Here is an 18,066-nt window from a genome sequence, read left to right on the forward strand (position 1 = left end):
GCAGGACGACGAAGCCCCGCCGGGACGACATCCTGGTGGGGCTTCGTCGCGTGCGCGCCGAATCCGGGAAAATGTGCCGCCTCCCTGCGGCTTCGGTCACGGCGACATTGCCCGCGCCGGTGCGGTTCGAGCTGACCCGTGGCGACCGACCTCGCCACGGCAAGAGGGACACCCACTGTCAGTCCGTCGGTGTGGGGACGACCGGCGTCTCGGTCGGCGTCTCCGTCGGCGTCTCGGTCGGCGTCTCGGTGGGCGTCGGCTCCGGCGCCTCGTAGCGCGACACCGTGATCGTCACGGTGGAGCCCTGGTCCTCGCGCGAGCCCGGCGACGGGTCCTGCGAGAGCACCTGGCCCGGCTCGGCGACGGTCTCGGTGTCCTCCTCGACGTTGACCACGAAGCCGGCGTTCTGGAGCCGCGCCTTGGCGGCGCCCTCCTGGAGGCCGACGACGTTGGGCACCGCGCGCGGTCCGGAGGAGAACGCGATCGTGACCAGGGTGTTGGCACCCACCGACGTGCCGGCCTCGGGGTTGGTCGACAGGACGGTGTCGGCCTCCTCGTCGGACTGCTGCTTGCGGAAGCGCACCCGCAGGCCGAGGTCCTCCAGCTCGCGCTGGGCGTCGTAGCGGTTGTCGCCGATCACCGACGGCACCACCACGTCGGGCTTGCCGGTAGAGACGGTGATGTCGATCTCCGAGCCGGGCTCCAGCATCGTCTGCGGCTCGGGGTCCTGCGCCATGACCAGACCCTTCTTGTAGTCGGTCGAGGACTCCTTGTCGACGTTGCCGACCACGAAGCCGGCGTCCTCGATACGGGTCTCGGCCTGGGCGCGCGTCATGTCGATGACGTTCGGGACGGAGTTCTCCTCCGGGGCGGAGCTGAACAGCATCGGGCCGAACAGCGCGGCACCCACCAGCAGCGCCAGGATCGCGATGGCCGCGACCACGAGCGGCCAGCGCTTGCGGGACTCCTCCTCACGGTCCTCGTCGTCCGGCCGGCCGTTGAAGATCGAGGTCTCGTCGTCCCCGCCGTCGTCGTAGCCGTCGGCCAGCCCGGCCCCGGCGCCGGCGACCGCCGGCGCGGCCACGGTCTGGCCGTTGAGGTAGCGCTCGATGTCGGCGCGCATCGCGGCGGCCGACTGGTAGCGGTCCTCGATGCGCTTGGCCAGCGAGTGCATGACGATCCGGTCGACCTCGGGCGAGAGGTCGGGGTCGAGCGACGACGGCGGCTGGGCCTGCTCCCGGACGTGCTGGTAGGCCACCGACACGGGGCTCTCCCCGACGAAGGGCGGGCGGCCGGTGAGCAGCTCGTAGAGCAGGCAGCCGGTGGAGTAGACGTCGCTGCGGGAGTCGACGGTCTCCCCGCGGGCCTGCTCGGGCGAGAGGTACTGGGCGGTGCCGACGACGGCCGCGGTCTGGGTCATCGTCGACGAGGCGTCGGCGACGGCGCGGGCGATGCCGAAGTCCATCACCTTCACGTCGCCGGACGGGGTGAGCATGACGTTGGCCGGCTTGATGTCGCGGTGCACGATGCCCGCGCGGTGGCTGTAGTCGAGGGCCGAGAGCACGCCCGAGGTGAGCTCGAGGGCCCGCTCGGGCAGGATCTTGCGGCCCTCGCGCAGGATCTCGCGCAACGTCCGGCCGGCGACGTACTCCATGACGATGTAGGGCTGCGGGATGCTCTCGCCGTGCGGCCCCTCGTGGGCCATCTCCTCGCCGGTGTCGTAGACCGAGACGATCGCGGGGTGGTTCAGCGACGCGGCGGACTGCGCCTCGCGGCGGAACCGCGCCTGGAACGTCGGGTCGCTCGCGAGGTCGGTGCGCAGCCGCTTGATCGCCACCACGCGGCCCAGACGTCGGTCGGTGCCCTTGCGCACCTCGGCCATGCCGCCGCGGCCCAGCAGCTCGCCGACCTCGTAGCGGCCGCCGATCAGGTGGTTCCCGTCCGGTCCGTTGGTCACTGCCTCAGTCCTTGTCCTTCTTGGGTCCCTTGCCCTTGCTGTGCCCGGGTGCCTCGTGCGTCGGCTTCGGCGCCGGCCCCGCCACGGTCAACGTCACCTCGGTGCCCTCCTCGAGCGTGCCGACAGGGGCGACGTCGAGGACCGTGTCCGGCGTCAGCGAGCCGTCGTTCTCGACCCGCTGCTCCTTGACCTTGAGGCCGAGGTCCTCGAGCGCGGCCTTCGCCGTGTCCTTGGGCTGGCCGCGGTAGTCGTCGGCGTCCACCTCCACGGTCGACGGCGCGGGCTCCTGCGTGGCGGAGGGGGTGGCCGACGGGCTGGTCGATGCGCTCGTCCCGCCGGGGCCGCTGTCGCTGCCGGACCGGTCGGGGTCGTCGGCGGACCCCCCCAGCAGCGCGACCAGCAGCACGACGGCCAGGACCGCGGCCGCGGCGAGTACCCATGGCAGCCAGGCCGGGGCACGGCGCCGTCGGGTGGCGGCGGTGGGGGTCGCGGGCGCGGCCGGAGGCACGGCCATCACCCGGGTCGCGGTCGGGTCGGCGTCGACGGCGGCTGCGGCGGGAGCCGGCGCGGCGACCGTCTCGGTGCCGCGCAGGGCGCCGGCGAAGGCGCTCATCGTCGCGAACCGCTGGGCCGGGTCCTTGGCGAGCGCCACCGCGGTCGCCTGCCGGAGGTGGTCGGGCACCCCGTCGGGCAGCGGCGGCGGCTCCTCGCGCAGGTGCGCGATCGCCGTACCGACCGGGTTGGCGGAGTCGAACGGGCGCCGCCCGGCCAGGCACTCGTAGAGCACGATCCCGAGGGAGTAGATGTCGCTGGCCTCGGTGGCGGGCTTGCCCTCGGCCTGTTCCGGGGAGAGGTACGCCGGGGTGCCGAGCACCTGGCCGGTCTGGGTGACCGCGGCGCCGCTGATCGCGCGCGCGATGCCGAAGTCGGTGATCTTGACCCGGCCCTCGGGGGTGACGAGCAGGTTGGCGGGCTTCATGTCCCGGTGCACGATGCCGAGCGCGTGCGCGGCGGCGACCGCGTCGGCGGCCTGCGCGACCAGGTCGGCGGCGGTCCCCGGGTCCATCGGGGTGCCCTTGCGGAGCAGGGCGGAGAGCGGCTGGCCCGGGACCAGCTCCATGACGAGGTAGGGCCGCGGGACGCCGGTGCCGTCGGCCATCTGCTCGGGCGGCAGCTCGCCGAAGTCGAACACCGCCGCGACGCCGGGGTGGTGCAGGGACGCGGCGTGCCGGGCCTCGGCCTGGAAGCGGGTGCGGAACGTCGGGTCGTCGGCGTACTCGTGCTTGAGGATCTTCAGCGCGACCTCGCGGTGGAGGACGGTGTCGGTCGCCCGCCACACCTCGCCCATGCCACCGGTGGCGATCCGGGCGTCGAGGCGGTAGCGAGGCGCGGCGTCGTGCGGGGCCTGCGTCACTTGTTCATCACCGCCTCCATCACCGACTTGGCGATGGGGGCGGCGAGGCCGCCGCCGGAGATCAGGTCGTTGGCGACGCCGGCGTCCTCGACGAGCACGGCGACGGCGACCTCGGGGTTGTCGGCGGGGGCGAAGGAGACGAACCAGGCGTAGTTGGGCCGGTCGGCCTGGCTCTGCGCCGTACCGGTCTTGCCGGCGACCTTGATGCCGGGCATCGCCGCCGGGGACGCGGTGCCGTTGTCGACGGTCTCGACCATCATCTGGGTCAGGTCGCGCGCGGTCGTCGAGCTCATCGCGTCACGGAACGGCTCGGGGTTGGTCTTGTCGAGGACCGACAGGTCGGGGGCGCGGACCTCGTCGACGAGGTAGGGGCGCATGACGGTGCCGCCGTTGGCGATGCCGGCCGCCACCATCGCCATCTGCAGCGGCGTGGCGGCCACTTCGTACTGGCCGATGGCGGAGTACGCCGTCAGCGGGTCGTCCACGTCGCCGGCCGGGAAGCGGCTCTCGGCCTGGCGGGTGAGGTCGTCGAGGTACACGTCCCCGAAGCCGAACTTCTCGGACTGCTCGCGCAGCGCCTCGTCGCCGAGCTGCATGCCGATCGAGCCGAACGACGTGTTGCAGGACTGGGCGAGCGCCTGTGTGAGCGTGATCTTGGTGGTGCCGCAGATGCCGGTGGCGTAGTTGGGCAGGTCGTTGTCGGTCTGCGGCAGGTCGAGGCTGTCGCCACCCTTGACCAGCGAGTCGGGCCGGTACTGGCCACTCTCGAGCGCGGCCGCGGCCGTGACCAGCTTGAACGTCGAGCCCGGGGGGTAGATCTCCTGGGTCGCCCGGTTGAGCAGCGGCTTGTTCTCCGCCGCCAGCAGCCGCTCCCGGTTCTCCTGCACCTTGCTGAAGTCGTGCGACGACAGCGCCTCGGGGTTGTAGGTGGGGTTGGAGACCATCGCGAGGATCTTGCCGGTCGTCGGCTCGAGCGCGACGACCGCGCCCTCGGCCTGCTTGCCGAGCGCGCGCAGCCCGGCGAACGCGGCGTCCTGCGCGGCCGGGTCGACGGTCAGCTTCACCGAGCCGCCCTTGGGCTGGGTGTTGCCGATCAGGTCGACCACCCGGTTGACGAACAGGCGCGGGTCGGAGCCCGACAGGATCTCGTTCTGCGTGCTCTCCACCGCGTCGCGGCCGTAGGTGTAGGAGTAGTAGCCCGTCAGGTGGGCGTACTTGAACGGTTGCGGGTAGGTGCGGAGGTACTTGTAGGCGTCGTCGACCGGCACGCTCTCGGCGACGGCCTGGCCGCCGGCGATGATCGCGCCGCGCTTGCGGGAGTACTCCGCGTCGCGGACGCGCTTGTTGTCGTCGCGGGAGTTGAGGTCGCCGGCCTGGACGTACTGCAGCAGCGTGGAGTTCAGCAGCAGGCCGACGAAGAGCAGCATGCAGACGATGGACATCGTGCGGATGGGTTTGTTCATAGGTACGTCTCCTGGCCCCCGGCCGTCGCGAGCGTCGGCATGTCGAGTGCCTCGGAAGGCGGAGGAGCGAAGGCGGCGCGAAGCGCCGTCGAGTCGAGTCTTTGTCGGGGTCCCCGCGAGAGCGCGAGCTTGCGAGCGTCTCTCGTGGGGTGGCACTGAACGCCGCGAGGCGCCGACAGGTCGGCGCGCAGCAGGCCATGGGGCTGGGAGTCGTGCCTCATAGCTTGACCACTTGGGTGGAGTCGTCCATCCCGTCGTCGGCGCCGTCGCCGTCGCCGGCGAGGTCGGGGAGCGGCCGTCGGGCCTGGTCGGAGATCCGGAGCAGCAGGCCGACGATGAACCAGTTGGCGACCAGCGACGACCCGCCGTAGGAGAGGAAGGGGGTGGTGAGTCCGGTGAGCGGGATCAGCTTGGTGACGCCGCCGATGACCACGAACACCTGGAGCGCGAACACCACGCCGAGGCCGGTCGCGATGAGCTTGCCGAACGCGTCACGCGCGACGAGCGCGGTGCGGAGGGCGCGCTCGACGATCAGGCCGTAGAGCACGATCACCGCCATCACGCCGGTGAGGCCGAGCTCCTCGCCGATGGAGGCGACGATGAAGTCGGAGTAGGAGAACGGGATCAGGGTCGGGTCGCCCTGGCCGAGGCCGCGGCCGATGAGGCCGCCCCAGGCCATGCCGTACATGCCCTGCACGATCTGGTAGCTGTTCACGTCGGGGTCGAACGGGTTGAGCCACGCGTCGACACGGGCCTGGACGTGCGAGAAGAGCAGGAAGCCGGCGTAGGCGCCGCCCGCGAACAGGGTGGTGCCCACGACGAGCCAGCCGGGCCGCTCGGTGGCGACGTAGAGCATCACCAGGAAGAGGCCGAAGAACAGCAGCGACGAGCCCAGGTCGCGCTGGAAGACGAGCACGCCGAGGCTGATCAGCCACATCACCAGGATCGGGCCGAGGTCCCGCCCGCGGGGCAGGTCGATGCCGACGACGCGGCGGCCGGCGAGGGCGAGGGCGTCGCGGTGCAGGACGAGGTAGCCGGCGAAGAAGATCACCAGCATCACCTTGGCGACCTCGCCCGGTTGGAAGCTGAACCCCAGGAGGTTGATCCAGATGCGGGCGCCGTTGCGGGTCACGCCGATCACGGGCAGCAGCGGCATGATCAGCAGCACGATCGCGGCGAAGCCGGACGTGTAGGTGAACGCCTGGAGGCGGCGGTGGTCGCGGACCACGAGCAGCACCCCGATGAACAGCGCGACACCGAGCGTCATCCAGATCAGCTGGTCGGAGGAGAACGTGTTGGCGTCGTCGTCGGCGGCCAGGTTGGCCAGGTCGATCCGGTAGATGATCGCGAGGCCGAGGCCGTTGAGGGCGGCGACGATCGGCAGCAGCACGGGATCGGCGTACGGCGCGAGGTAGCGGACCGCGACGTGGCTCACGAGGCACAGCGCCGTCAGCCACACGCCGTACCCGATGATGTTCACGGGGATCTCGCCCTCGACACCCAGGCCGACGGCGGCGTAGCCGCCGACACCCACGACGAGGCTGAGCAGGAGCAGGAACAGCTCCGCGCCCCGGCGACGGCGGTGGGTGAAGCCCTGGGGCAGCGCGTTGAGCGGGTTGAGGGAGCTCATGGCGTCGGCTCCGCTCCGGGGGAGGCCTCGGGCGAGGCGTCGGCGGACGCGGAGGCGTCCTGGAGGCAGGCGGGCGGCTCGATCGTGGGGGTCGGGCTCGGCGAGGGCGTCGGCGAGCTGTCGCGCTTCTTGCCGTCGCGCTTCTTGTTCGTGGGGTCCTCCGACGGCGTGGGCTCGGGGACCGGGCACTTCCGCGCCAGGTTGGTGAGCTCGCTGACGATGTCACGCGCGTGGTTGAGGCTCTCGGCCGGAATGCCGGACCGGACCTGGTCGAGGTTGAACTCCGGGAGCGCCTGGACGGTGACGTCGGTGTGCTCGGCGACGGAGTGCAACGTGACGCCGGGCAGGTCGGACTGGATGCCGCGGAAGATCGTGACCCGGCCCGCGTCGACGGCCACGTAGTACTGGTCCTGGCTCCAGGAGTAGGCGAGCCGGCCGGCCAGCGCCAGCAGCCCGACCAGCACCGCCAGCGCGAGCAGCCGCCGGACCCACCCGAAGCGGCGCGGTGCCCGTGGGGCGTAGCGGAGGGCCTCGGGGTCGACCGGGCGGGACGCGTCGTGGCTGCCGCCGCCGTCGGCGACGGGCTCGAGCTCGCCGGTGTCGCCGCTGCGGTGGCCGCGGAAGAAGCTGCGGGGCCCTCCGGTTCCGGTGCGGCGCGGTTGCTCCGCCGCGGCACCCACCAGCATCGGCCCGGTGGTCGCGGCGGCCGAGGTCTCGGGGTCGTCGTCGCTCGCGGCGGCCGACGCGTCGACGACGTCGGCGACGACCGCCGTGATGTTGTCGGTGCTGCCGGCGTCGAGGGCGGACCGGATCAGCTCGACCGCGGCGTAGTCGACCGACCCGGTGCCGAGGATGTCCGCGAGCCGCGGGCCGTCGAGGACGCCGGACACGCCGTCGCTGCACAGCAGGAGGCGGTCGCCGGTGGCGAGCTCGACGTCGAAGAGGTCGGGGTCGGTCTCGTGCACGCCGTCGACCGCCCGCAGGATCAGGTTGCGGTGCGGGTGGGTGCGCGACTCCTCCTCCGTGATCCGGCCCTCGTCGATGAGGGACTGCACGAAGGTGTGGTCCTTGGTGAGCTGGGAGATCGTGCCGTCCCGGAGCAGGTAGCCGCGGCTGTCGCCGACGTGGCCCACGGTGATCCGGGTGCCGTCGAAGACCGCCGCCGTGACGGTGGTGCTGGTGCCGTCCAGCTCGGGGTCGTGCTCGACGAGCTCGGCGAGCCGGTCGTGCGTGCGGTGGATCGCGCCGGCCAGCGCCTCGTGGGTGTCGGTGCCGTCGGCCAGCTCGGTGGTGTCGAGCCGCCGGATGATCTGGACGGCCGTGCTGCTGGCGACGTCGCCGCGGGCCGCCCCGCCGACACCGTCGGCGATCAGCAGGAGGTTCGGTCCGGCGTACCCCGAGTCCTGGTTGTCCTTGCGGACCCGGCCGACGTCGGACAGGGCGGCGTACCTGAGCCGGAATCGGCCCAGGGCGTTGTGCTGCGTGGTGTCGTCGGTCATCAGCGGCGGCTACTTGCGGAGCTCGAGCGTCGTCTTGCCGATGCGGACCTGGGTTCCGAGCTGGAGCGTGGTGGGCTGGGTGAGGCGCGTGGAGCCGATGTAGGTGCCGTTGGTGGAGCCGAGGTCCTCCACGAACCACTGGTCACCCGAGCTCGCGATGCGCGCGTGGCGGGTCGAGACGTAGTCGTCGTCCAGGCGGATCGCCGCGTCGCTCCCGCGCCCGATGAGCAACGGGGCCAGGTCGAGCGAGATGTTCTCGCCGGCGTTGGCCCCCTCGGTGATCGCGACGTGCGTCGGTGCGCCGCGAGGTCGTCGCGAGGGCTTGGCCTTGGCGGCCTGCTTGCGGGCCTGCTTCTCCGCGCGTCGGTCGGCGCGCGGGGTCGACTCGACGCGGGCGCCGAACATGTCGGAGCGCACCACCGAGATCGCGGACAGCACGAAGATCCACAGGATCGCCAGGTAGGCGAAGCGGATCAGCATGAGGGTCAGCTCAGACACCGCCGCCCTCCCCCCGCGAGACGAACCGGATCGACATCGTGGTGTTCCCGATCTTGATCTGGGCGCCGTCGTCGAGCGTGGCCTGGGAGACCTTGTGCCCGTTGACGAGGACGCCGTTGGTGGAGCCGAGGTCGACGACGCTGACCTGGGGTGCGCCGCCGGCGATCGGGTCGCCGGGGTAGATCCGGACCTCGGCGTGCCGGCGCGAGACGCCCGGGTCGTTGATGCGGAGGTCGGCCTCGTTGCCGCGGCCGATGACGATCCCCGGCGGGTCGAGCGGGTGCTTCATCCCGTTGACCTCGAGGATCACGTCGGCCCGGCGTACGGCGGTGTCGGTGACCGCCGAGTCCGACGCCGGCGTCACGCTGGCCAGCGCGGAGCTGCGGACGTGGAAGCGGCCGGTGGACAGGTCGTCCTTCTCGTCGAACGAGATGGAGACCGGGCCGGTGAAGACGTAGGACTGCTCGTGGGCGTGGTCGCGCAGCATCTCGACCAGCTCGTCGGAGAGGGTGGAGGAGTACGGCGCCAGGCGCTGGTAGTCCTGCGGGGACAGCTCGACGTGGAACTGGTTGGGCACCAGCCGCCGGTTGCGGGACAGGATCTGCGCGGAGTTGTCGACCTCGCGCTGGAGCGCGGCCGCGACCTCGACGGGCTGGACGGCCGACCGGAAGGCCTTGGCGAACGCACCGGACACCATCTGCTCCAGGCGGTTCTCGAACCGCTGCAGGATGCCCATGCCACCTCCCTGGGTCTCGCTCTCGGCTGGTCTCGGACTCGTGCGCGTCACCTATGTACCCACGCGCCCGACCGCGAACCGAGCGCCGGGGCTCGTCGGGCATGACGCAGGTCACCATCAGCCCGCACCGTTTCAGCACGTCCGGGGAGACGGCTTCTCGGCATCGTATCGGGGTCGTGGCTGACCGCTGCGTTCCGCCGTCCGTGCGCGGCGGTGCCGGTTTTGTCGGTGCCGAGACGGTCGGCTACCCTGAGCAGGCTTCACGCGCGAGTGGCGGAATAGGCAGACGCGCACGGTTCAGGTCCGTGTGCCCGAAAGGGCGTGGGGGTTCAACTCCCCCCTCGCGCACCACCACCAAAGCCCCAGGTCTGACCTGGGGCTTTGTCCGTTCCAGGGGTCCCGTGCGCTTGAAGGAGCCGGAGACCTTCAGCGCAGGCACGGATGCCGTGAACGTGCAGCGCGCCCGCGGCTCCAAGCCGATGGTCGACGCGGCGGGTCGGCACTGGCCCGAGGGCTGGGTCCGCGGTGAGGGTTCGTCCGACCGTCGGGTGGCGATCCGGTGCGTCCGCCGACTTGCTTCCATGAGCTGGGAGAGGAGTACGTCCGCCAACTCGGCGGGGGGTGCTCAGGATTGGAATCGGGGGTCGAGGGAGAGGTCGATCAGGGCCTGGTCCAGCTCCGTGCCGATCGTGCGTTCGCCGTCGGGGATCAGGCGACTCTGGAAGACGACGACTGTGTGGCGCGGTCCGACGTAGACGAAGGTGCGGCTGACCGCGCGGGTGTTGCGCGGGCAGCAGTCGGCCCACTCGTCATCGTCCCGGGCGTGGACATAGACGATCGTGGGGTCGTCGGCGCCGTAGACGCGACGTTCGGTGCAGCTCCGCGTCCAGGGGTCCTCCCCGCAGGTGGGAGCACCGCCCGCCGGGCGAACCACCACCCCGACGGTGAAGGGCGCGAGCTTCCCCGAGGCGGACGCGTACCCCAGTTCTGGTAGCGGAATGACCTGTTGGTCGCCTTCTGCCCGCCAGGTCGGGAAGTGGGCGGCGACGACGGACGCGACGGTCTGGTTCGACGGCACGTCGTACGCCGCGTCGGGCAGGGCGAGCCTCGGGTCGGCGGCCGCGGCGACCAGATCCGCGAGTGCGAACGGCATCGCCTCGACGTAGTCGCGGCCCTGGACGTCGATGTAACCGATCCGGCCGTCGTTGCGCTCGACGACCACCGTGACGTTGTAGTCGCCGCAGTTCTTGTAGTAGACGCCCGGCGCGGCGCTGTCGGCGTCCCAGGTCGTGCACAGGCTTTGGAACGAGGTGACGTGGACGGGTTCGCCGTTCGGCCCGCGGGTCTGCTTGGTGTGGCACGACTCGTCGCGGTCCAGGTTGGGAATGGGGTGGAGGTATGCGCAGCCGTTGGCGAGCAGTCCTGCGGCACTGTTGGCCTCCATCACGCCGATCCCCCCGCCGGCGGGGTAGAGCGAGCCTTCGCCGGGAAGCTCGAAAGCACCCTGGCCCCACTCGGCAGGCCGCAGAGAGGGATGGAGGTGGTCGGCCACGATCTGGAACCACCCGTCGCGGACTGCGTCCAACGGATTGGGGACTACCCAGCCGTTTCCATTGGTCGGAGTCATCGCCGTGTCCACCCAGGTCTGGGGTGACTGGGTTTTCGGTGACGGGGTCTTCGGAGGCGTCGGCGTGGGGGTGATCGGTGTGGGCGAGATCGGGGGAGACGTGTCGGTGTCGCGGGTGACCGCGAGCATGCCGACGATGACTGCGACGACGGCTGCGGTCGCGGCGAGTCCGGACACGACCCCGTAGCGGCGACGCCGCTCCCGCTCGGCCTGGGCGATGGCTCGGTCGAGGTCGCCGTACGCCGGGACGGTGGCGACGATCTCGTCGAGCGCCTCGCGCAGCCCGCTCATGTCTCTACTCCTTCGAACGAGGTCACCACGTCGGGGGCCAGCTCCCGGAGCCGCTGGAGGGCGACCCGGGTCTGGGACTTCACCGTGCTCGTGCTGATGCCCAACGCGGCCGCGGCCTGCGACTCGGTGAGGTCCTCGTAGAACCGCGCCACCAGGACGGCGCGCTGCCGCGGCGTCAGCCGGGCCAGCGCGCTCGCGAGCGTGAGCCGATCGCCGGCCGTCCCCGCCTCGTCACCGGCCGGGGTGTCAGGGGGTGAGGCCCAGGGCACCTCCACGAGCCGCCGGCGTCGCCAGCCGTCGACGAAGCGGGTGTACAGGATCCTGCGGACATAGGCCTCCGGGTCCACCGTGCCTGACTTCCGCCAGCGCCGGACCAGGACCACGTAGGTCTCCTGCACCAGGTCCTCGGCTGCCTGGTGGTCGCCCGTCAGCAGGTACGCCGCCCGGGACAGCGCGGCTCCGCGCGCCGAGACGAACTCCCTGAGCTCGCCCTCCCGGTCCATGGCGCCACTCTCCTCGGTCGGAACCCTGTCATCTGCTTGAACGCAGAATCCGGCCACCGCGGGTGGGGGGCGACCAGCAACGGATCCACCGTCGACGAAGGCCCCGGACGGTCACGTCCGGGGCCTTCGCCGTTTTCGGTGGGGGTGAGGTTGCTCTCGACTCAGCGGGTGGTGAACGACCACCGGAGGGCTTGCGACCCGGGCTTGACCCTCGCGTCGAACGCGTTGCCGGCCTTGTCGGTGATGGTGCTCTTGACGACGACGCGGTAGGTCGCTCGCTTCCGAAGGTCGCGCTCCGGGTCGAGCCGGACCCGGTTCTTGGAAGGGATGTAGGTGAGGGTCGCGTCGATCTTCCTCGACGAGCCCTTCCTCGTCAGCACGACGGAGTCCTTCTTGACGGACGCCCGCCGCAGCTTCTCGGTCCACGTGACCTTGACGTTGGCGTCACGCGCGACGCGCTTGGCGCCCCGCGTCGGCCGGATCTTCGCCACGGTCGGCGCCGCCGTGTCGGCGGAGGTGCTGGCGGCCGGTGCCGTGCCCGATCCCGCCGCCGGGTCGAAGGCCGTCACCCGGCCCACGGCCAGGGAGTTGAACCAGTCCTCGATGTTGTCGTAGCCGTTGCCGTTGGCGTCCCCGACCGCGTCCGCTGCGCCGGGGTTGGTGCCGTGGGACGACTCGTAGGAGTCGGGCATGCCGTCGCCGTCGGTGTCCACCGGGGCACTGCCGGCGGCGAGGGTCGGGTAGGCGTCCGGGGCGTCCTTGAACGAACCCACGCCGGTCTGCACCTCCCGGACCAGCCGCTCGTCGACCGCGTCGCGCACGAGCGAGGCGCCCGCGTTGGCGAGCACGTCGGTGTACGCCTGCGCCGCCGAGGTGGTCGTCACCGGTGCCGCGGCGAACGGCGTCGACACCTGGCCGACGGCCTGGCCGATCCGGGCGTCGGCGTCACCGGCGGAGGTCCAGCGCTTGTTGCCCTCGCCGTACCACTGGTGGCTGGCGCCGGTGTCACCGTTGTAGGTCGCGAACTCCGCACGGTTCGGGTCGCTGTTCGGGCCGGGCTTGTAGTAGTTGCCGACCCAGTTCACCCGCGGCTGGCCCTTGCTCGACGAGATCAGCGTGACGCCGTCGCCGGAACCGTCGCCGTAGTTGTAGATCACGTTGTTGCGGATGTCGGCCACCGAGACGCCGCTGACCTGCGGGTTGCGGTCGACGTTGGACACGAAGAGGTTGTGGTGGATCGAGACGTTGTGCGCGTCGACACCGCCCGAGAGCAGGCCCTTGGAGTGCTCGCCCAGCGGGTGTCCGGCGTTGTTCAGCCCCTCGGCGATGATCGAGTTGCTGATCGTGATGTCCGTGGAGCCGTCGTAGGTGTTCACGTTCTCGTCCACCGCCCAGCTGAACGAGGCGTGATCCACAACGACGTTGGCGACGCCGGGCTTGTAGATGGTGATCGCGTCGTGGCTGTCGTCGGCCGCGCCACCGTTGCCGGGGCGGAAGCGCACGTAGCGCACCACGACGTCGTGCGTCGCGATCTGCATGGTCCCCTGGTCGGTGCCCGAAGTGGGGTCCATCCGCAGCGTGATGCCGCCACCGGGGGCGGTCTGCCCGGCGATGGTGAGGAAGGGGTTCGAGACCGTGATGCGGTTCTTGAGGGAGATGGTGCCGCCTACCCCGAAGACGACGTACCGGGGCCCCGACGCCTCCACGCAGGAGCGGAGCGACCCGGGTCCGGAGTCGTTGAGGTTGACCACCTTGCAGACGGTGCCGCCCCGACCGCCCGGGGTGTCCGTGCCGAACCCCTCGGCCCCCGGGAACGCCTTGGTCGCGGCGTGAGCGGGTGCCAGGAGAAGGCCGGGGGCGAGCGCGGTCGTCGTGACCGCGGCGGTGGCCGCGGCGAGTAGACGTACGGATCTAGGGGGATTCATGCGAAGGGTTGTTGACCGTCGGAAACCGGTCGGAACCCGTTGCCGCGGACTTCTCGAAGTGGCCTAGGCAGATCGGGCCGAAGGTCCCGGGACGGTCGGGACCGCGGACTCATGCGTCCGGTGAACGGCGGGCAGCACGCTGGGTGCCGTCGGTCCACCCGCCCACCTCGGAGTCACGCAGCCATGTCCTTCACGCCGCTCGTCCTGCCCGCCGTCCCCCTGCACGAGCGCTGGTTCGTGCCGTCGCACACCGGTGGCGACTGGTCCTTCTACCTCTCCTGGCTGCCGCTGACGCTGACCGCCGCGATGCTGGCGGTCACGGTCGCCTGGCGCTTGGTCGGTCGCCGCACGGAGCGGCCGGAGCTCGGCGCGCTGTCGCCGCTCGGACGGCTGGTGCCGTGGGTCCCGCGGCTCCTCGGCATCCACCTGGGCGTCACGCTGCTGGCGCTGGGCGCGACCGGTGCGTTCCTGACCCCGGCGGTCGAGCTGCACGGAACGGTCGGGACCGCGCTGCTGCTGCTCGAGAGCGGCGTCGGCATCTGGCTGGTGACCGGTGTCGCGCTGCGGCCGGCCGCCTGGCTCGTCCTGGCCCTCGGCCCGGTGCTGGCCGCCGCGACCGGCCCGATGGCGCTGCTCGAGTGCGCCAACCTGGCGGCCGTGGCGGCGTTCCTCGTGGTCCTGCCGCCGTCGGCCGAGCGGCACGGCGCGGTCGAGTACGACGCCCGCCGTACCCGGACCGCACTGCTGGTGCTCCGCCTCGGTGTCGGCACCGCGCTCATCGCGCTCGCGTTCACCGAGAAGTTCACCAACCCGGTGATGGCCGTGCACACGCTCGAGGAGTTCCCGGCCCTCGACGTCTTCTCCCTCGTCGGGATCCACCTCTCCCCCGAGACCTTCGTCGCGGTCGCCGGGTCGGTGGAGCTGCTGTTCGGCCTGCTCGTCATCTCCGGCGCGCTGCCCCAGGTGGCGGTGCTGGTCGCGATGGTGCCGTTCAACGCGACGCTGCTGCTGTTCGGGCAGACCGAGCTGGTCGGGCACCTGCCGGTCTACGGCGTCTTCCTCGCGCTGCTGGCCTACGGCTCGCACCCGCGGGCGTTCCGCGAGGTGCGGTACCTACCGGTGCCGCGGCTCCGCGGGCGTCGGGTCGCCGCGATCACCGAGGCGTCCTGACACTTGACAGCGCCGCACGGCGGGTAGACCATCGGTTCTCGTTCGACTGGACCGGAGGTCTATCCCTCCGGGCTGACCATTCTCGGAAGTCACCAGGAGACGCCCCGTGCAGCTGCTCGACCTCGCCGTCATCGTCGTCTACCTCGCCGCGTCGGCCTGGCTGGGCCTGCGCCTCTCGGGCCGCCAGGACAACCTGCGCGGCTACTTCCTGGGGGACCGCGACCTGCCCTGGTGGGCGGTGTGCTTGTCGGTGGTCGCCACCGAGACGAGCGCGCTCACCGTGATCAGCGTGCCGACGGTGGCCTACCTCGGCACGCTGACCTTCCTCCAGGTCGCGCTCGGCTACCTGCTCGGTCGCATCGTGGTCGCGTTCGTGCTGCTGCCGCGCTACTACCGCGGCGAGATGACCACCGCTTATGCCTACCTCGGCCTTCGTTTCGGCCGCGGGATGCAGGGGCTCGCGTCGGTCGCGTTCCTGTTCACCCGGCTGCTGGCCGACGGTGTCCGGCTCTTCGCGGCCGCGATCCCGATGAAGGTGATCCTCGCCGGCATCGGCGTGGACCTCTCCTACTTCGTGATCATCGCTGTCCTGGGGCTCGTGACCGTCGCCTACACCTTCGTCGGCGGCATCCGCGCCGTCGTGTGGGTCGACGTCATGCAGATGTTCCTGTACGTCGTCGGCGGCGTCGTCGCTCTCGGGTACGTCGTGGCCGGGACCGACGGCAGCTTCCTGGCCGCCGCTGCCGACGCGGGCAAGACGCAGGTGCTCGACTTCACGTCCGACCCGGTGTCGGCGCCGTACGCATTCGTCACCGCGGTCATCGGCGGCGCGCTGCTCTCGACGGCCTCGCACGGCGCCGACCAGATCATCGTGCAGCGGCTGCTCACCTGCCGTTCCCTGCGCGACGCGCAGAAAGCCGTCGTGGCCAGCGCGCTCGTCGTCGCGGTGCAGTTCGCGCTCTTCCTCGTCGTCGGCCTCGGGCTCTGGGCCTACTACGACGGCCGCACCCCCGAGCAGCTCGGGCTGGCCACCGGCGACGAGATCTTCCCGACCTTCATCGTCGACGTGCTGCCGCCGGGGCTCTCCGGCCTGCTGCTCGCCGGGATCATGGCCGCCGCGATGAGCACGCTGTCGTCGTCCCTCTCGGCGCTGTCGTCGTCCACGATGTCCGACCTCTACGAGCGCTTCACCGACCGCCGGCTCAGCGACGAGGAGGGCCTGCGCCTCGGGCGCGTCTTCACCCTCGGCTGGGGCGTGGTGTTCATCGGTGCCGCCGCGCTGTTCCGCGGCACCGACAACCCGGTCGTCGAGCTGGGACTCAGCGTCGCCGGCCTGACCTACGGCGGCCTGCTCGGCTCGTTCTTCCTCGGACTGTGGGTCCGCAAGGCCCGCCAGCTCGACGCGATGGTCGGCTTCGGGGTGGCGGTCGCCACGATGGCCTACCTCTTCCTGTTCGAGCGCGAGGTCGTCGGGTTCACCTGGTACACCGCCATCGGTGTGGCGATCACCCTCGTGGTCGGCGGCCTGCTGTCGCTGCGGCACCGCGAGGACTCCCCGCTCGCCGACGAGGCCGCCGACGAGGAGACCCGGCTCGACCTGGGCCGCCGCTAGTCGGGTCCCGGCCGGCTACGGCGTCGCGAACGGGTCGTGCTCCGCCAGCATCTTGTCGACCCGGGCCTGGTCGATCCGCGCCGTGACCTCGCTGCGCTCCTGGGCGTCCCGCACGACCTTGGCCAGCGTGAACGCCGACGACACCAGGAACATCGTCGACACGATCAGGAACGCGCGGATCCAGGCGTCGACCGGGAGGTTCCAGATGCCCAGCGTGATCGCGGTCATCGCCAGGCCGAACGCGATCGCGGCCTGCGCGTAGAAGGCAGTGGTGTTGGCGGGACTCGGAGTCTTCGACATGCCCCGAGCATCGGCCCGGCCGGGCGCCCCGGACATCCGTCGCGCTACTCAGGCAGAAGGCGTCACTACTCATCCATAACCTCCGCCGCCCGACGTCGTTGACCAGGTCAGGAGGCCCACGAGGCCGGGCGGACGGTCCCGGCGGGACGGACGGGGTCGCGGCCTCCGGCTCGACAGAGGGACCCAGCAGGAGACTCGCCGTGGCACGGACGGCACGTTGGACCAGCGCTCTCGGAGCGCTCGCCGTACTCACGCTTCTGAGCGCGGCCCCCGCGTCCGCCGATACGCTCTCGAACGCCGAGGCCACCGCGGTCCGCGGCTCGGTGGGCGGGCAGCCCGCCGACTCGGGCACGGTCCGGGCGGTCGACGAGGGCAACGGGGTCCAGGTCACCGGCACGTCCAACCCGCCCGCCGCCGTGCTCGGCAACCAGCGGCTGCTCAACGTCGGCGTCCTCGCCCAGGAGGCCACCGCCGGCGTCGTCGACGGCGCGGGTACGTCGGCCGCCTGCGCGGGCGTCGCGGGCAACGGCGGCTCGGTCGCCCAGGTCGGCGCGTCGCGCTGCCTCACGCCCGGCCAGCCGCTCGGCCTCTCGATCGCCAACCTGGACCTGACCGGCGCGGTCGTGGCCGACCCGGCCTCGTCGCTCGCGCCGCTCAACGGGCTCCAGCCGGTGCTCGACCAGGTGGTCGGACCGGTCACGCAGGCGGTCAGCCAGGGCCTCGCGCCGCTGGGCGAGACCGGTCTCGCCGGCACCGTCGGCGCGATCGAGGCTCGCTGCGTCGCCGGGGACGCCGGGGTCGACGGCAGCAGCCACATCGCCGACGGCCGGCTCACCCTGTCGCTCGGCGGCACCGCGGTCGACGTGGTCGACCTCCCGGTCGACCCGGCCCCCAACACCGAGCTGTTCGTCAACCTCGACAAGGTCGGCACCGCCGTCCTCGACGGGCTGCGCACGCAGCTCACCCAGACCCTCGACGGCCAGGCCGCCCCGCTCGCCGCGGCGATCGACCCGGTCCAGCAGCAGATCGTCGACGGCGTGCTCGCGCAGGTCGGCCCGCAGCTGAAGCCGCTGAGTGACAACGTCCTCAAGGTCGTGCTGAACAAGCAGGTCCGCACCGCCGACAGCATCCAGGTCACCGCGCTGAGCCTGGAGGTGCTGCCGGCCGCCGCCCAGGTCGCCGACGCGCCGCTAGCCACCGTCGACGTCGGCCACGTCGCCTGCGGTCCGAACGGCCGCGTCGCGCAGGTGGCGCAGGCCGCGCCCGCGCCGCCGGAGAAGCCCGCCAAGAAGCTGCCGCGCGTGCCGACCGTGATCGCGTCCGGCGTCGCCGACGAGCCCGAGCCCTGGTACCACGGGCCCCTCGGCCCGGCCGCCGTCGCCCTGGTGGCCGCCGCTGTCGGTGCGCTGGGCGGCTTCCGCGGCAGCCACCGGTGAGCCGG

At 71.7% G+C, this 18,066-nt stretch carries 14 protein-coding genes and 1 tRNA gene; 4 read left to right on the top strand and 11 right to left on the bottom strand.

Annotation, left to right across the window (positions count from 1 at the left end):
• Positions 1 to 178: 178 nt before the first annotated feature.
• The 7 genes from pknB to ETU37_RS17975 form a co-directional block, all read right to left on the bottom strand.
• Complete coding sequence (gene pknB, locus ETU37_RS17945; RefSeq protein WP_338068628.1) at positions 179 to 1,957, bottom strand: Stk1 family PASTA domain-containing Ser/Thr kinase; 1,779 nt, start codon at positions 1,955 to 1,957, stop codon at positions 179 to 181.
• 4 nt (positions 1,958 to 1,961) lie between these two features.
• A complete protein-coding gene (locus tag ETU37_RS17950; RefSeq protein WP_129988704.1) occupies positions 1,962 to 3,371 on the bottom strand; it encodes a protein kinase domain-containing protein in 1,410 nt (469 codons plus the stop codon).
• A complete protein-coding gene (locus ETU37_RS17955) occupies positions 3,368 to 4,834 on the bottom strand; it encodes a peptidoglycan D,D-transpeptidase FtsI family protein (RefSeq protein WP_129988705.1) in 1,467 nt (488 codons plus the stop codon). Before ETU37_RS17955 ends, ETU37_RS17950 begins: the two co-directional genes overlap by 4 nt.
• Before the next feature lie 217 nt (positions 4,835 to 5,051).
• Positions 5,052 to 6,464 carry an FtsW/RodA/SpoVE family cell cycle protein gene (locus ETU37_RS17960; RefSeq protein WP_129988706.1) on the bottom strand — a complete coding sequence of 471 codons (1,413 nt, stop codon included), beginning with the start codon at positions 6,462 to 6,464 and terminating at the stop codon, positions 5,052 to 5,054.
• The gene (locus tag ETU37_RS17965) at positions 6,461 to 7,963 is read right to left on the bottom strand and encodes a PP2C family protein-serine/threonine phosphatase (RefSeq protein ID WP_129988707.1); all 1,503 of its coding nucleotides are present in this window, start codon (positions 7,961 to 7,963) and stop codon (positions 6,461 to 6,463) included. Before ETU37_RS17965 ends, ETU37_RS17960 begins: the two co-directional genes overlap by 4 nt.
• A gap of 9 nt (positions 7,964 to 7,972) precedes the next feature.
• The gene (locus ETU37_RS17970; RefSeq protein ID WP_129988708.1) at positions 7,973 to 8,461 is read right to left on the bottom strand and encodes an FHA domain-containing protein FhaB/FipA; all 489 of its coding nucleotides are present in this window, start codon (positions 8,459 to 8,461) and stop codon (positions 7,973 to 7,975) included.
• Complete coding sequence (locus tag ETU37_RS17975; RefSeq protein ID WP_129988709.1) at positions 8,454 to 9,197, bottom strand: FhaA domain-containing protein; 744 nt, start codon at positions 9,195 to 9,197, stop codon at positions 8,454 to 8,456. The genes ETU37_RS17970 and ETU37_RS17975 overlap by 8 nt, the downstream gene beginning before the upstream one ends.
• Positions 9,198 to 9,461: 264 nt before the next feature.
• Here ETU37_RS17975 and ETU37_RS17980 point away from each other — a divergent pair.
• A tRNA-Leu gene (locus tag ETU37_RS17980) sits at positions 9,462 to 9,548 on the top strand.
• A gap of 274 nt (positions 9,549 to 9,822) precedes the next feature.
• Here the strand turns inward: ETU37_RS17980 and ETU37_RS17985 are convergent.
• From ETU37_RS17985 to ETU37_RS17995, 3 genes are all read right to left on the bottom strand, one after another.
• Entirely contained in the window at positions 9,823 to 11,001 is a 1,179-nt protein-coding gene (locus ETU37_RS17985; protein WP_129988710.1) for a hypothetical protein, read from the bottom strand.
• A gap of 110 nt (positions 11,002 to 11,111) precedes the next feature.
• Positions 11,112 to 11,618, bottom strand: a complete 507-nt coding sequence (locus tag ETU37_RS17990; RefSeq protein WP_129988711.1) for a SigE family RNA polymerase sigma factor — start codon at positions 11,616 to 11,618, stop codon at positions 11,112 to 11,114.
• A gap of 161 nt (positions 11,619 to 11,779) precedes the next feature.
• Positions 11,780 to 13,543: an Ig-like domain-containing protein gene (locus ETU37_RS17995; protein ID WP_129988712.1), complete on the bottom strand. Its 1,764-nt coding sequence runs from the start codon at positions 13,541 to 13,543 to the stop codon at positions 11,780 to 11,782.
• A gap of 183 nt (positions 13,544 to 13,726) precedes the next feature.
• Between ETU37_RS17995 and ETU37_RS18000 the strand changes: the two genes are divergently transcribed.
• Both ETU37_RS18000 and ETU37_RS18005 read left to right on the top strand, forming a co-directional pair.
• A complete protein-coding gene (locus tag ETU37_RS18000) occupies positions 13,727 to 14,713 on the top strand; it encodes a hypothetical protein (protein ID WP_129988713.1) in 987 nt (328 codons plus the stop codon).
• A gap of 106 nt (positions 14,714 to 14,819) precedes the next feature.
• Positions 14,820 to 16,325 carry a sodium:solute symporter gene (locus ETU37_RS18005; protein WP_129988714.1) on the top strand — a complete coding sequence of 502 codons (1,506 nt, stop codon included), beginning with the start codon at positions 14,820 to 14,822 and terminating at the stop codon, positions 16,323 to 16,325.
• Between the two features lie 15 nt (positions 16,326 to 16,340).
• On the opposite strand, the gene ETU37_RS18010 is transcribed toward ETU37_RS18005, so the two are convergent.
• Positions 16,341 to 16,625 carry a YiaA/YiaB family inner membrane protein gene (locus ETU37_RS18010; protein WP_129988715.1) on the bottom strand — a complete coding sequence of 95 codons (285 nt, stop codon included), beginning with the start codon at positions 16,623 to 16,625 and terminating at the stop codon, positions 16,341 to 16,343.
• A 200-nt stretch (positions 16,626 to 16,825) separates the two neighbouring features.
• On the opposite strand from ETU37_RS18010, the gene ETU37_RS18015 reads away from it, so the two are divergent.
• Entirely contained in the window at positions 16,826 to 18,061 is a 1,236-nt protein-coding gene (locus tag ETU37_RS18015) for a hypothetical protein (RefSeq protein ID WP_129988716.1), read from the top strand.
• Positions 18,062 to 18,066: the final 5 nt, after the last annotated feature.

Origin of the sequence: Nocardioides iriomotensis (assembly GCF_004168035.1) — a bacterium.
In the GTDB taxonomy this organism is placed as follows: Bacteria; Actinomycetota; Actinomycetes; order Propionibacteriales; family Nocardioidaceae; genus Nocardioides_B; species Nocardioides_B iriomotensis.

Excerpts from the sequence above, each read along its gene's own strand:
- ETU37_RS17955 (WP_129988705.1), bottom strand. The coding sequence starts at position 4,834 with ATGAACAAACCCATCCGCACGATGTCCATCGTCTGCATGCTGCTCTTC.
- ETU37_RS17960 (WP_129988706.1), bottom strand. The coding sequence starts at position 6,464 with ATGAGCTCCCTCAACCCGCTCAACGCGCTGCCCCAGGGCTTCACCCAC.
- ETU37_RS17965 (WP_129988707.1), bottom strand. The coding sequence starts at position 7,963 with ATGACCGACGACACCACGCAGCACAACGCCCTGGGCCGATTCCGGCTC.
- ETU37_RS17975 (WP_129988709.1), bottom strand. The coding sequence starts at position 9,197 with ATGGGCATCCTGCAGCGGTTCGAGAACCGCCTGGAGCAGATGGTGTCC.
- ETU37_RS17990 (WP_129988711.1), bottom strand. The coding sequence starts at position 11,618 with ATGGACCGGGAGGGCGAGCTCAGGGAGTTCGTCTCGGCGCGCGGAGCC.
- ETU37_RS17995 (WP_129988712.1), bottom strand. The coding sequence starts at position 13,543 with ATGAATCCCCCTAGATCCGTACGTCTACTCGCCGCGGCCACCGCCGCG.
- ETU37_RS18000 (WP_129988713.1), top strand. The coding sequence starts at position 13,727 with ATGTCCTTCACGCCGCTCGTCCTGCCCGCCGTCCCCCTGCACGAGCGC.
- ETU37_RS18010 (WP_129988715.1), bottom strand. The coding sequence starts at position 16,625 with ATGTCGAAGACTCCGAGTCCCGCCAACACCACTGCCTTCTACGCGCAG.